10 protein-coding genes are annotated in these 13,838 nt (G+C 61.8%); 4 read left to right on the top strand and 6 right to left on the bottom strand.

The annotated features are described in order from the left end of the window. Positions 1-51 precede the first annotated feature (51 nt). The 4 genes from C1M53_RS18855 to C1M53_RS18840 form a co-directional block, all read right to left on the bottom strand. A complete protein-coding gene (locus C1M53_RS18855) occupies positions 52-825 on the bottom strand; it encodes a hypothetical protein (protein WP_129413627.1) in 774 nt (257 codons plus the stop codon). A gap of 147 nt (positions 826-972) precedes the next feature. Continuing rightward, positions 973-3,324, bottom strand: coding sequence for an EAL domain-containing protein (locus C1M53_RS18850; protein WP_129413626.1), 2,352 nt, complete (start codon positions 3,322-3,324; stop codon positions 973-975). Between the two features lie 147 nt (positions 3,325-3,471). Continuing rightward, positions 3,472-6,942, bottom strand: a complete 3,471-nt coding sequence (locus C1M53_RS18845; protein ID WP_129413625.1) for an indolepyruvate ferredoxin oxidoreductase family protein — start codon at positions 6,940-6,942, stop codon at positions 3,472-3,474. 146 nt (positions 6,943-7,088) lie between these two features. Further along, entirely contained in the window at positions 7,089-8,285 is a 1,197-nt protein-coding gene (locus C1M53_RS18840; RefSeq protein WP_245488204.1) for an FAD-dependent oxidoreductase, read from the bottom strand. Between the two features lie 102 nt (positions 8,286-8,387). Here C1M53_RS18840 and C1M53_RS18835 point away from each other — a divergent pair, with 102 nt between their 5' ends. Continuing rightward, positions 8,388-9,071: a GntR family transcriptional regulator gene (locus C1M53_RS18835; RefSeq protein WP_129413623.1), complete on the top strand. Its 684-nt coding sequence runs from the start codon at positions 8,388-8,390 to the stop codon at positions 9,069-9,071. Here C1M53_RS18835 and C1M53_RS18830 read toward each other — a convergent pair. Continuing rightward, the gene (locus C1M53_RS18830) at positions 9,068-9,541 is read right to left on the bottom strand and encodes a hypothetical protein (protein WP_129416254.1); all 474 of its coding nucleotides are present in this window, start codon (positions 9,539-9,541) and stop codon (positions 9,068-9,070) included. The genes C1M53_RS18835 and C1M53_RS18830 overlap by 4 nt on opposite strands. A 55-nt stretch (positions 9,542-9,596) precedes the next feature. Next, positions 9,597-10,205, bottom strand: coding sequence for a CGNR zinc finger domain-containing protein (locus tag C1M53_RS18825; protein ID WP_129413622.1), 609 nt, complete (start codon positions 10,203-10,205; stop codon positions 9,597-9,599). A gap of 93 nt (positions 10,206-10,298) precedes the next feature. Between C1M53_RS18825 and C1M53_RS18820 the strand changes: the two genes are divergently transcribed. The 3 genes from C1M53_RS18820 to C1M53_RS18810 all read left to right on the top strand — a co-directional run bounded on the left by C1M53_RS18820 (position 10,299) and on the right by C1M53_RS18810 (position 13,761). Then, complete coding sequence (locus C1M53_RS18820) at positions 10,299-11,204, top strand: branched-chain amino acid ABC transporter permease (protein WP_129413621.1); 906 nt, start codon at positions 10,299-10,301, stop codon at positions 11,202-11,204. 185 nt (positions 11,205-11,389) lie between these two features. Then, positions 11,390-11,974, top strand: a complete 585-nt coding sequence (locus C1M53_RS18815) for a TRAP transporter small permease subunit (RefSeq protein ID WP_129413620.1) — start codon at positions 11,390-11,392, stop codon at positions 11,972-11,974. Next, a complete protein-coding gene (locus C1M53_RS18810; protein ID WP_165358181.1) occupies positions 11,971-13,761 on the top strand; it encodes a TRAP transporter large permease subunit in 1,791 nt (596 codons plus the stop codon). Before C1M53_RS18815 ends, C1M53_RS18810 begins: the two co-directional genes overlap by 4 nt. Positions 13,762-13,838: the final 77 nt, after the last annotated feature.

Here is a 13,838-nt window from a genome sequence, read left to right as displayed (position 1 = left end):
TTCAGGATCTGGTGTCTTCGTGTCGGCGGTGAGGCGGACGGCAAATTTAGCTCAGGCGGCGTCGCGGAAATACTTGGCCGTCGGCAAGATTGTCAGCGGCGCGAGTTCGCCGGGCTCGGGCGGCGCGAAAAGCATGCGCCGTTCAGCGGCTGTCGACCGGAAGAACGGGAACCGCGCATAATAGCGCTCCCGGTTGGCGTAGGCATCGGTGCGGAACAACACCACGCGCCGCTGAATGCCGGGGTATGTGCGCAGTTCGCTGATCTGCTCCGAATAGTAGACGCGCCGGTAGAATCCCGCGTGATCCTCGCGCACGGTCGAAAGGCCGTAAGGAGCCTCGAAGTAGAAGCAGGCCATTCCTGCCAGGCGCAACGTCACATAGGCGAGCTGCGGATAAACGCGGGTCCAATCCGGATCCGAAGCGAAGCGGCTCATGCAGACGAATGTGTCGCCTGCCTCAAGCATGGGATAGATGATGTCCCCGAACGCCTTGGTCGAAGGAGACAGCGGGGTTTCGAGCGTGACATGGTGGATGCGCATCGTACTGACGAGGCGCTGCTCCACGTAGATGCCGAACCGATAGCAGTTCGGCACCTCGTCCAGCTCATCACTGATCGTGTGGCTGATGTTGTCCGAGACCATGTCACTGGATCGGAACGCTTTGTATCGAAGACGATAGATGTCCTCGAGGTCTTCACCCTTGTCGCAGCGGCGGTATTCGGACCTGTTGAGGAGTTCGAACACCTTCTCGCTTAAAGTCGCGCCGCTAAAGGCAACAGTCTTCGACCCCCCGGCACCGCCGCCCGGTTCGTCCTGCGTATTCATAACAATTCCCCGTACACCACCGCGGTCGGGAGCCTATGCAACAGCGCCAGCATGTAAAGTTCAAAATGCGCTGAATTAGTTTTACCTTTTGTTAACCTTAACGCCCCGTTTCGTCTTCCGCGGGTGTTGCTGCCATCCGGCAAAACCTCAGTTTGCGCCGACCTTCGGGCGGGCGTTCAGACGAACTGGATCCACATTCGTCCGCCTGGGCGGCTGAGCGATATCATCGACGAAGGGCCAGATCGTGCTCGACATTGTCTCGATGCCCGAAGCGCTCAGTGCGGACCCGAACAGGAAGCCCTGCACGAGATCGGGTTCGATCTGCTGCGACAGGATCTTGAGCTGTTCGAAGGTTTCAACGCCTTCGATGGTCACGCTCAATCCGAGTGACCGCGACAGGCTGACAATGCCCTTCAGCAGCTCCAGTGAACGCGGGCTCTGAACAACGTCGATCAGGAACGATCGGTCGATCTTGACCTTGTCGAGTGGCAGCTTGTGAAGGTAGCTCAAGCTCGAATAACCGGTGCCGAAATCGTCGAGGGCGATACGCACGCCGAGCTTTTTGATCTCCTGGATCAATTCGCGCGTCTGTGCCTTGTCGTCGAGAAGCGCAGTTTCGGTGACCTCGATCTCGAGTCGATTCGGCGCCAGCTTGGCAGCCTCGAGCGCGACCTTCACCTTCTCAACGACATCGCTGTCGCGGAAGTCCTTGGCGGAGAGATTGACCGACACCGAAATCTGATTCGGCCATTTCGCGCATTCGGCGCAGGCTGCTCGCAGCACCAGCTCGCTGATCTGCGAAATGATGCCCATCTCTTCGGCCAGAGGAATGAAGATGGCCGGTGAAATCGGACCAAGGTCCGGATGATCCCAACGGCAAAGTGCCTCGCAGCTCACGATGCGCATGGTCTCCATGGCGACGATCGGCTGATAGACGATGCGCAGCCCGTCGGCCTCCACCGCCGAGCGCAGATCCGCCTTCATCAGCTGCCGATTGCGGAATGCTGCATCCATGGATGCTTCGAACAGCCGCCAGCCGTTTTTCCCGAGTTCCTTTGCCTTGTAGAGCGCGAGGTCGGACTTGACGATCATCTCGTCGACGGTGGTGCTGTCGACACGCGACAGAACGGCGCCCGCGCTGGCCTGGATGCGCAGCGCATGCCCAGCCACGTCGACCTCGCCCTGCAGTCCGGCGAAAATGCGCTCAAGCAGCCCGGACAGATGGCTCTCGTCCTCGACCCTGTCGAAATACAGCATGAACTCGTCGCCGCCGAAGCGACTGATGGTGGTGCCCGGCGCTGAAAACACCGACAGCCGCTCGGCGGCGGCATAGATCAAGCCATCGCCGACTGGATGGCCGAGCGTGTCGTTGATGCTCTTGAAGTCGTCGAGATCGATCACGACCAATCCGCATTGGCGGCTGCGATCGCCTCCCGACATCGCCTCGCTGACCAGTTCGTGGAAGTAGGCCCGGTTCATCAGCCCTGTCAGGCTGTCGTATCTCGCCATGAAACGGATGCGTTCCTCGGCAGCGACACGCTGGGTGACGTCTTCGAAGGTGATGACCCCAAGCTCCTGCGAGCCTTCTCGCGCCGAAAACTCATAGTGCTGGCCGTTGGTCAGCGAGACCAGCACCTTGCGGTTGCGTCCTTCCCACAAGGCACGGGTGAGTTGCGCCTCGACATAGCGACAGTCCTTGGCGGCAAGCAGACCGCCTGCAACGCCCCTCATCAGCAGGGAATGGATCGACCGGCCAAGAAGCTGATCCGCCGATTTGAGCGACATCAGATGGGCCGCTTCGGCGTTGGCGACCACCACCTTTCCAGCCGCGTCGAGCATGACCAGGCCATGCGACATCGTGTTGAGCGCGCGCCCAAACCGCTGGAACAGGCGGGTCGCCTTTTTCTCCTCGGTAATCGCGGTGAAAAGGATGGCGCGCATCGCCCGCGCCAGCTTGCTGATGGCGAACATGAACGGAACGATGAAGAGGCCGAGGACGATGTTGTAGAAGTCCCCCTTCATGATCAGGCCGATCGCGATCGGCGCCACGATCGACAGCGTCAGGATCGCCACCATCTTGATCGAGCCGAAGTTTCGACCGGCAATTGTAACGGTGGTGGCCAACACCATCGAGATCGCAGCGATCTCGCCGAACATGTCCGGCACGACATGGACGCTGACAAACGCAAACAGTCCGATGGCAAGCCCGTGCGCCGTGCCCGCGATCAGATAGTAGCGTTCCCACGCAAGCGCGGAGCGGTAAGTCTGGATCCTGGTCGGATCGACCCTACTGATGGCCATGTAGCGGCCAAGGCTCACCCCGGTCATCAGGAAGGCAAGCGCGATGTAGATCGGGGCGCCGGTCTTCAGATAGACCAGCAGAGCGACCGCGCCTTGCGTGAAGGCGCCAACGATCAGCAGGCTTGCGTCGTGAAAAAGCGAACGAACAAAGCCAACATAGACGTCTTCAGAGATGTCGTCGGGTCGATCTACATTCATGGCCTGGGCGCCGCACCAGCCAATCTCATCCCACAACCGGCTTAAGAAAGGCTTAGAATAGCTAAAATTAGCTACGTCCTGACCGGCATGCAAATGCCGTTCTTCCATTCCTGACCCGATCCCGGGTTCCAGTGCGATCGTGACATCTCATTCGGCGGCTTGCAACCGGACTTCTTCTGCGCCCGTCAGTCGTTCGATCAGCCTTGCTCGTTCGCCGTTTGCCTTCTCCATCGCGGCATGTTTGACGTGGCCATAGCCACGCACCAGCTGCGGTACCGAAGCGAGCGCCGCTGCTGCCTCGATCCTGCCGGGTGTGAGCGAACGCGCGATCAGGTCGAGATCACCTTCGAACTGCTTCAGCAGTTGCCGCTCGCCACGGCGTTCTGCCGTATAGCCAAAGACGTCGAAAGCCGTGCCTCTCAGGCCTCTCAGGGCAGCCAGGGCGCCAAATCCCTTCATCATCCAGGGACCGAAGCTGGACTTCCTCGGCTTGCCATCGGCATCGCGGCGACCAAGGATCGGCGGCGCAAGATGAAACTCCAATCCATCATAGCTCTCGAACTGCTGGGACAGCGAGCGCATGAAGGATCCGTCCGTGTAGAGCCGCGCGACCTCGTATTCGTCCTTGATGGCCATCAGCTTGAACAGGTTGCGCGCAGCTGCTTCCGTCACCACGGTCGAGCCCGGAACCATCCTGTCCTCATGCGCCCGGAATGCAGCGATACGATCCGAGTAGCGTTTGCCGTAAGCGGCGTTCTGGTAGGCCGCAAGAAAGGCCGCGCGTCGGGCGATGATCTCATCCAGCGTTTCGGCAGCCGGTCGTATGGTCCGTCCCTGCCGCTCGACCTGGCCACGCACGAATTCGGGATCGTGCGCCGCACGCCGGCCCCAGCGGAAGGCCGCCACATTCATGGCCACCGCCTCGCCGTTCAGTTCGATCGCCTTTTCGACCGCCTCGGCCGACAGAGGCAATCCGCCGTACTGAAAGGCAAAACCGAGCATGAACATGTTGGCGCCGAGCGAATTGCCGAACAGCGCCGTCGCCGTCCGGGTGGCGTCGAAGAAATGCGTCCTGTCTTCGCCTGCCGCCTGGCGGATCGCCTTTTTCAGCCGCTCGGTCGGAAGTGAGAAATCGGCCGAGCGCGCGAACTCGCCAGGCATGATCTCGGCGGTATTGGCAACGAAGATCGTATGTCCCTCGCGCGCCGCCGCCAGCACCTTCTTGGCGCCGGAAACGACCAGATCGCATCCCAGGATGAGATCGGCCTTGCCGGCCGAAACGCGGATGGCGTGGATGTCCTCAGGTGTGCGGGCGACCCGCACATGCGTGAACACCGAGCCGCCCTTCTGGGCAAGACCGGCCATGTCGATCATGCCACAGCCCTTGCCTTCCAGATGTGCCGCCATGCCGAGGATCGCGCCGACGGTGACGACGCCAGTGCCGCCCACACCATCGATGATGGCCGCCCAGCCATCCTTGCCCAGCTCGAAATTCGACGGCAGAGGCACGCCGTCGAGTGGATCCGCCTTACCGGCAACGCCAACCGCCTTGCGGATCTTTGCGCCGTGCACTGTGACGAAGGACGGGCAGAACCCGTTCACGCAGGAAAAATCCTTGTTGCACGACGACTGGTCGATCCTGCGCTTGCGGCCGAATTCAGTCTCGACAGGCTGGATCGAAACGCAGTTGGACTGCACCCCGCAATCACCGCAACCCTCGCAGACGAGCTCATTGATGAAGACGCGCTTGTCGGGATCGGGAAACGTTCCGCGCTTGCGGCGACGCCGCTTCTCGGCAGCGCAGGTCTGGTCGTAGAGCAGGACCGAAACACCCTTCACCGAACGCAGCTCGCGCTGGATGCGATCGAGATCGTCGCGGTGATCGATCGTCACTCCCGCAGGGAACTCGGCTTGGCCGGCATACTTGCCGGGTTCGTCGGTGACGACGGCAATCCGGTCCACACCTTCGGCGCGGACCTGACGCGCGATCATGTCAACGGTCAGTCCACCTTCGTGTGGCTGACCGCCGGTCATCGCCACCGCGTCGTTGTAGAGGATCTTGTAGGTGATGTTGGTGCCGGCGGACAAAGCGAAACGCAGCGCCAGCGTTCCCGAATGGTTGTAGGTGCCGTCGCCGAGATTCTGGAAGATGTGGTCGCGTTTGGAGAACGGTGCCTGGCCGACCCACTGCGCGCCCTCCCCGCCCATCGCGGTAAAGCCGATCGTCGAGCGGTCCATCCACAAGGCCATGAAATGGCAGCCGATCCCGGCGGCGGCGATCGACCCTTCCGGTACTTTGGTCGATGAGTTGTGCGGGCAGCCCGAACAGAAGAAAGGCGTACGCGAACCGATATCCTTGGCATCGGCCAGCATCGCCTGGAACTGCTTCAGTTTCGAGACACGCTGGGTGATTTCTTCGGAAGGGCCGATGGTCCGGATGATGCGCTCGCCCAGTGCGATGGCGATTTCGTTCGGGTCGAGCGCGCCCTTGGCGGGGAACAGCCAGTCGCCGCGCTCGTCCTTCTTGCCGACGATGACCGGCTGGTTGGCGGTACCGTAGAGGTTCTCGCGCAGCTGGACTTCGATCAGCGAGCGCTTTTCCTCGACAACGACAACCGTTTCCAGCCCGCGCGCAAACTCGGCAACGTGCTCTAGATCGAGCGGCCACGGACAGCCTACCTTGAACAGGCGGATGCCGATGCGGTTCGCCACGGCCTCGTCGATGCCGATATCTTCCAGCGCTTGCCGCACGTCCAGGTAGCTTTTGCCGACGGTGACAATTCCCAGCTTCGCCTTGCGCCCACCGGAATAGATGATGCGGTTCAGTCCGTTCTCGCGGATGAAGGCGGCCATGGCAGCGCGTTTGCCTTCATGCAGCCGCGCTTCCTGACCAAGCTGGTCGAGCTCGTTGCGGATGTTGAGACCGCCGGGCGGCATATCGAATTCGGGCAGAACGATGTTCAGGCGCGCCAGCGATGCATCGACCGATGCCGTCGATTCGATGTTGTCCTTCACGCACTTGATCGCCGTCCAGGTACCGGAGAAGCGTGACATGGCAAAGCCGAGCAGGCCGTAGTCGATCAGTTCCTGCACGCCCGCAGGATTGAGAACCGGAATCATGGCATCAACGAAGGCAAACTCCGTGGCATGCGCATTGGTCGACGATTCGGCGTTGTGGTCGTCGCCCATCAAGGCAAGAACGCCGCCATGCCTGGACGAGCCCGCGAGGTTGGCATGACGGAAGACGTCGCCGGAACGGTCGACACCCGGACCTTTGCCGTACCAGACCGAAAACACCCCGTCATATCTGCCTTCGCCAAGCAGTTCGGCCTGCTGCGATCCCCAGCATGCGGTAGCCGCAAGCTCCTCATTGAGGCCCGACTGGAAAACGATGTCGGCATGCGAAAGCTGGTTCTTTGCTCGCCAGAGCTGCAGGTCCAGGCCACCGAGCGGAGAGCCGCGGTAGCCGGACACAAAGCCTGCCGTGTTGAGGCCGGCGAGTCGGTCCCGCTCGCGCTGCATCAGGAGCATGCGCACAACGGCCTGGGCACCCGAGAGAAAAACACGTTCCTTGGAAAGATCGAATTTGTCGTCGAGCGAGACGTCGTGCAGCGTCATGGTACCTTCCCGTGCGAAACCGTCCGGATTCGCCACAGCGACTGGATCGGCGCAGTCTTTCCACCTCGGCATGTAACGTCAATTCAATTCGCATCAAGGCCAACTTCGACGTTCACCGCCATCCCTTCGAGCGCAGGTGACTGTGCCTACCAGCCGGCAAAGCGCTGCGGCCTGAGCCAGGATTGCTGTGGATTGCCATCACCGGAAAGCACCGCATCGATCAGCCACCGCGCGGTTGCCGGCGCCGCATGCATGCCGATTGAGCCCATGCCGCCATGCACATAGAGGCCGTCGACTGACGTGCGCCCCGCCACGGGCAATCCGTCCGACAACATCGGCCGGTTGCCCGGATAGACATTCTTCACCGCCGGCGAGCCAAGTCCCGGGATCATCCTGAGCGCTCGGGCGGCAATACGGCGCGGCATATCGGTGTTGCGCAGCAGATCCCGAAAAGCCGGTTGAACGGACGCGCCCAGACGGGCATCGCCCCCTCGCATCGGATTGAGGCAGATTGCCTCGACGCCGGGCCTGTCGTCGTTCTGGGCAGCGACATCCGCCAGGCCCGCCAGGGACAGGCGGCCCAGTTCGTCCTGATCGGGCCAGGTCAATTCCTCCACGATCCAGGGCAACTCGAAGTCCAGCTTGCCGAGCTGGATCAGCCAGCCGCGCCCGGCGGTGAAAGGAAGACCCGGTAGCGGCCCGTCTCCGATTGTCCGGCGCAGCATGTCGGACATCCACAGACCATTGGCGACGAAGACCATGTCGGCGGCAACGATACCATCGTCGGTGAGTACTCCTTTCACCCTGCCGCCACGGGAAATGATCTGCGCCACACGCAGGCCGGTCCGAAAACGCCCGCCGGCGAGACGGGCCGCATGGGCAAAGGCATGGGTTGCCCCCATAGGCTCCAGCGTCCACGCCCGTTCGACAAAATAGCCGCCGGCAACCCGGAAGCCGAGCCGGGGATAGTCGCTCGCCAGCTCCGCGCCTTTCACCTTCTCCATGCCGACACCGGCTTCGCGGTACCGCTGCACAATGGCACCGGCTTCCTCGAGGCTGGCATCGTCTTCCGAGATCAGCAGATGCCCGATCCGACCAAACTCGAAAGGAACCGCACCGTCGGCCAGCTCGGCGTATATCTCGACACTCTTGTCGAGCATCTCGACCACGGAGCGCTGAGGTCCTGACAGCAGCGTGCCGGTGTTTCGTCCGGATGACTCCGCGGCAATCGGCCCCTGCTCGATCACCGTGACGCCAATTCCCCGCCGGGCCAATTCATAGGCCAGCGTGCATCCGGCGATGCCACCGCCAATCACGACCGCTTCCGTCGTTTGCTTTGTCACTCTCTCCTCCCTTCGTATTCTCGTATACGAGTATACAGATTCGATTTGACGAACAAGAGGCTTTGCGGCACGACACTGGCTCCACATTTCCGGGACGGTTGCATGGACAGACGGGGCAAGATTGGCGAAGGCAGAAGCGTCAGGCCGCAAACGGCTGCGGATGGAGTGACGGCAATCCTGCGCGAAGCCATTGCCACCGGCACCTTGGCGCCAGGCGCCGCTTTGCGGCAGGATGAGCTCGCCCGGGAATTCGGCGTCAGCCGGATGCCGGTTCGCGACGCGCTCCGCTACCTCGAGGCCGAAGGTCTTGTCGCCATCCATCCGACACGCGGCGCCGTGGTCGCAGCCATGAACGCAGCCGATATCAGCGAGCTTTACGCGCTGCGTGAACTGCTCGAAGCGGAAGCGCTAAGGCTCTCAATGCAAAAGCAGAATCCCGGCAGCTTGCGCCATGCGGCCAGCGTGATCGAACAGCTTGACCGCGAAACCGATGTCGGCCGCTGGGGGCAACTCAACCGCGAGTTCCACCTGGCGCTCTATCGCGACTGCGGCAACCGGCGCCTGCTGGACCTGATCGAGGCGCAGCACACCGCCTCCGACCGCTACGTTCGCATCGTGCTGTCCAACCTCGACTACCGCGAACGGTCGCAGGATGAGCATCGCGCGATGCTGTTCGCCTGCATGCAGGGCGACAGGCAGGCAGCGGTGGGGCATCTGACCCGTCATTTCCGCGATGCCTGTGCGGCACTGCTCGACTACATGATTTCGCGAAACACCGGCAGCTAGGCCTTCGGACAGACAGGCTTCTGCGCATCTGGAAGCCTGCCGTCCGGATGGCCTGCCAGCTCCGGGTTCAGTTCATAGACGGGCCCCGTCACAAGAGGCCGATCCGGCAGCACGCTCTGGTCCTCGCTCGAAACCAGCGTGGTCTGCAACGCCTGCAGCAACCTGCCGTTCAGATCCTCGATCCGGATGGAGACATCATAGGGTTTGTCTTTCACCACGCATGTCAGCGCCGGGCTGGTCAGCGTGATATGCCGCATCTTCGGCCAGACCGGCTGCTTCACGACAAAGGGAGCGCCGCCGGCGGGATTCTCGAAACTTGCGATCGCGACCTGTCCTTCCTCCATCGGCCGTAGCGGGTTGAGCGTCACGACATAGGTGGCGCGCGCCAGCCGATAGTTGAATTCGAAAAGCCGTCCGGAAACTTCGAAATATCGCCCCTCCTCGGACTGACGGCAGGCGGCGAGTGTCATCACCGCCAGAAGGCCTGCGCCCAGGACAAGTGTGCGCCAGCTGGCCGCATTTCCTCTAGCCACGATCGATCTCCCGCGCTTCCTTGCTACGGCGGTAGTGGCGGCTGGCTTTGCGACGATTTCCGCACACCGCCATGTCGCACCAGAGCCGGCTGCAATTGCGGCTGCGGTCCACGAACAGCCAGCGGCAATTGGCACAGATCCGCAGACGGCGCGTCGTCTCGCCGCCAAGCAGTGACAAGGCGGAAACGGCCAGCGCGGCTTCGAAGGCAATTGATGTTTCCGGATCGCCAAATGGCCGTGATGGTTCCCCGATCTTGCCCTGCACGGCTGCAACACCTTTGGAGCAGGCCTTCAGGAAATCGGACAGATGGCTGCCTTCATAGATGCCATCCCGGGCGGCCCCACGGAACAGGCGATCTGTTGTCTCGCGAATCTCCAACACCACCGGCGCGATCCGCGCCGGCTCCCCGGCTTCCAGGCGTCGTCCGCCCAATTCCGTGGCTCGGAACACACTGGCTGCATCCGCAAACCGAGCGATCTCGGATCGATCCTCAAATCGGTCGAAACCACGATCGGGATCGCCGCGCAGGACGACCGTGTTGGCCGTATCGAGCGCAAGCACACCACCTGCAAAGCGATGCTGGATCCAGGAAACCGTCATGCCGCAAATCTAACCGGTAATATGCATTTGACAAGTTAGAATCAGAAAGGCAGCCTGCCGGCACCTTCGGATTGTCCCTGGCCGGTGGCTGGCATGCTCTACTTCCTTCAACAGGTCCTGAACGGACTGCACTCAGGCGCGCTCTATGCGCTCCTTGCCTTCGGCTACGCGTTGACCAACGGTATCCTGCATCGGACCAACCTTGCCTATGGTGCACTGTTTGCATTCTGCGGGCAGACGATGATCCTTGCAGCGGTCTTCGGCTATCAGATCCTGTGGCTTACCTTGCCGGCCACCATCCTGTTCGCGAGCGCACTGACGTTCGCCTACGCCGCGGCGGCCAGCCATCTGCTGGCACGCTCGCTTTTCGAGCCACTTGCGGAAAGCTCGCCCAACACGATCGCGGCCGCGACGCTGGGTGTCGCGCTGGTCATGACCGAGCTTGCCCGCATAGCGGCCAATACACATGACGTCTGGCTGTCGCCGATGCTCGGGACACCCGTTGTCTTCGCCGAAGCCGGGGGCTTCAAGGCGACGTTGACGGTCATCCAGCTTTTGAACTGTCTGCTCGTCGCGCTGGTGTTGCTTGCCGGGTCGCTTGTCCTGGGACGATCGCGTTATGGCCGGTTGTGGCGCGCCGTTTCCGACGATCCGCACGCTGCTGCCATGTGCGGAACAGATGTCCATAGGGTTTTCCGCACTGCGGTCGTGATTGGCGGGCTCTGCGCGGCACTGGCCGGGATACTTGCGGCGCTCTACTACGGCAATCTCGGCTTCGGCGCCGGCCTTATCTACGGCCTCAAGGTCCTCTTCATCACCGCGGTGGGTGGCTACCTGTCTCCCACCAGAGCCGCGACAGGGGCAGCCGCCTATGGTTTGGCCGAATCGTTGTGGACCGGATATTTCACGGTCGAGTGGCGTGATGCCTGGATGTTCCTCTTCCTGGTTGCAATCCTCGTCCTGGTCGGCGCCGGGCGCGACACCCGCCGGACCATCTGATTTCGTTAAACTTTCGTCGCATGATGCCGATCCTGCCTTGCGAAAGTTGGGGGCTGGAATAATTCCAGCCCTCCGACGCCTCGTGGTTGTGTTGACCCACAGACCAGACGCGGCATACCGTTGGTCCAAGCAGGCGCGGCGCAAAAAAGGGGAGCGGCACGCCCTGCCCGTCAGGGAGGTTTTGTATGGAAGGGCTTCTGGCTCTGTCCCGGGGTATTGATCGCCTCAACGAATTCGTCGGAAAATCGGTATCCTGGCTGATCCTGGTGTCGATCCTGGTCAGTGCCGGCAATGCCATCATCCGCAAGCTTTTCGACGTGTCGTCGAATGCCTGGCTTGAGCTGCAGTGGTACCTGTTCGGCGCCGCTTTCATGCTGGCGGCCGCCTATACGCTCAAGCAGAACGAGCACATCCGCATCGACATCGTCTACGGCATGTGGTCGCGCCGCGTGCAGCACTGGATCGACCTGATCGGCCATCTCTTCTTCCTGATGCCGTTCGTGCTTCTGATGGTCTACATGTTCGTGCCCTACACCCTCCACTCTTTCCAGTCAGGTGAAGGGTCCACGAATTCCGGCGGCCTCATCGTCTGGCCGGCCAAGGCTATCCTGCTGGTTGGCTTTTTCCTTCTGGCGCTGCAGGGCATTTCGGAAATCATCAAGAAGATCGCCATCATGCGTGGCGACACGGAAGACCCGAACCCGTTTGTCTCGGCGCACGAGCAAGCCGAACTCGAAGGCAAGGCGCTGGCCGAAGAGGTGCGTTCGTGATCGCGTTCATCGCGCAGAACATGGCGCCGATCATGTTCGCTTCGCTGATCATCTTCCTGCTCTTCGGTTATCCGGTCGCATTTTCGCTGGCGGCAAGCGGACTTGTCTTCTTCGCCATCGGCGTGGAACTGGCGCCGTTCTCCGGCGGTTCGATCAACCTGTCCTGGCCGCTGCTCTGGGCTTTGCCCGAGAATTTCTACGGCAACCGGGTGATGTCGAACGATGTGCTGCTGGCCATCCCGTTCTTCACGTTCATGGGCATCGTGCTGGAGCGGTCCGGCATGGCGGAGGATCTGCTCGACACGGTCGGCCAATTGTTCGGCCCGATCCGCGGTGGCCTTGCCTACGCCGTCATCTTCGTTGGCGCGCTGCTTGCCGCCACCACCGGCGTGGTTGCCGCCTCGGTCATCGCCATGGGACTGATCTCTCTGCCGATCATGCTGCGCTATGGCTATGACAGGCGCGTTGCCTCCGGCGTCATCGCCGCATCGGGCACGCTGGCGCAGATCATTCCGCCTTCACTGGTTCTCATCGTGCTCGCCGACCAGCTCGGCCGGTCGGTCGGTGACATGTACGCCGGCGCCCTGATCCCTGGCCTCGTGCTGACCGGGCTCTACATGCTCTACATCCTCGTGATGTCGATCATCCGGCCAAATTCGATGCCGGCATTGCCGCCCGAGGCACGAACGCTGGGCCAGGGCGTCTGGTCACTCGTCATAGCCCTGCTGGTGACTGGCGTCATCGGCTATCTCGCCTATCGCTATCTCGAACCAACCCACGGCGCCAACGCGGACATCCTTGGCGCCACCCTCGCGGTCATCGTGATCTATGTCGTCGCCGTTGCCGACAAGACACTGAACTTCAATATGATGTCCCGGCTGGCGCAGCAGGTGGTGATCGTGCTGATCCCGCCGCTGGCGCTGATCTTCCTGGTGCTCGGCACCATCTTTCTCGGTATCGCCACACCGACGGAGGGTGGCGCTATGGGTGCAGTTGGCGCTCTGGTCATGGCCGCGTTCAAGAGGCGGTTGACCCTGGATGTCATCAAACAGGCGCTCGCCTCGACAACAAGGCTGTCATCTTTCGTGCTGTTCATCCTGATCGGCGCCCGCGTCTTCTCGCTCACCTTTTACGGCGTCAACGGTCACCTCTGGGTCGAACACCTGCTGGTCTCACTGCCGGGTGGCGAACTCGGCTTCCTGATCGTCGTCAACATTCTTGTCTTCGTGCTGGCCTTCTTCCTCGACTTCTTCGAGCTGGCCTTCATCATCGTGCCGTTGCTGGCGCCTGCTGCCGACAAGCTGGGCATCGACCTCATCTGGTTCGGCGTGCTCCTGGGCGTCAACATGCAGACGTCGTTCATGCATCCGCCCTTCGGCTTTGCGTTGTTCTACCTGCGCTCGGTGGCTGCCCGAGTGCCTTATCTCGACCGCATCACCGGCAAGCAGATCGCCCCGGTCACGACCGGGCAGATCTACTGGGGCGCCGTGCCGTTCGTCTGTATCCAGGTGCTGATGATCGGCCTGACCATCGCCTTCCCGCAGATGGTCATGCATTACAAAGGCAAACCCGTCGATCCGAGTACGATCGAGATCAAGGTGCCGGAACTGCCGGGCATGGGGCTGCCGCCGCTTGGCTCGGCTCCCGATGCCGGCGCCGGTACGACACCGGCACAACCTGCGGCACCCGGCACGGATCTGTCGCAGCCGCCGAACTTCGGCGGCGACCAACCTGCACAGCCGGCGCCATCGACACCGGATCTTTCGAAGCCACCCAGCTTCAACTGATCGGGCGAAATGATCGGTACAAGGAACGACAAACCCCGGAGTTAGCTCCGGGGTTTTCATTCGCCGCTTCAGCTCAG

Source organism: Mesorhizobium sp. Pch-S (assembly GCF_004136315.1).
Classification (GTDB): Bacteria; Pseudomonadota; Alphaproteobacteria; order Rhizobiales; family Rhizobiaceae; genus Mesorhizobium.
This window is presented reverse-complemented; position numbering and strand designations above follow the sequence as displayed.

Bases quoted from the DNA above. Each gene is read 5' to 3' on its own strand.
- C1M53_RS18825 (WP_129413622.1), bottom strand. From the start codon at position 10,205: ATGACGGTTTCCTGGATCCAGCATCGCTTTGCAGGTGGTGTGCTTGCG.
- C1M53_RS18845 (WP_129413625.1), bottom strand. From the start codon at position 6,942: ATGACGCTGCACGACGTCTCGCTCGACGACAAATTCGATCTTTCCAAG.
- C1M53_RS18830 (WP_129416254.1), bottom strand. From the start codon at position 9,541: ATGACACTCGCCGCCTGCCGTCAGTCCGAGGAGGGGCGATATTTCGAA.
- C1M53_RS18855 (WP_129413627.1), bottom strand. From the start codon at position 825: ATGAATACGCAGGACGAACCGGGCGGCGGTGCCGGGGGGTCGAAGACT.
- C1M53_RS18820 (WP_129413621.1), top strand. From the start codon at position 10,299: ATGCTCTACTTCCTTCAACAGGTCCTGAACGGACTGCACTCAGGCGCG.
- C1M53_RS18815 (WP_129413620.1), top strand. From the start codon at position 11,390: ATGGAAGGGCTTCTGGCTCTGTCCCGGGGTATTGATCGCCTCAACGAA.
- C1M53_RS18850 (WP_129413626.1), bottom strand. From the start codon at position 3,324: ATGAATGTAGATCGACCCGACGACATCTCTGAAGACGTCTATGTTGGC.
- C1M53_RS18835 (WP_129413623.1), top strand. From the start codon at position 8,388: ATGGACAGACGGGGCAAGATTGGCGAAGGCAGAAGCGTCAGGCCGCAA.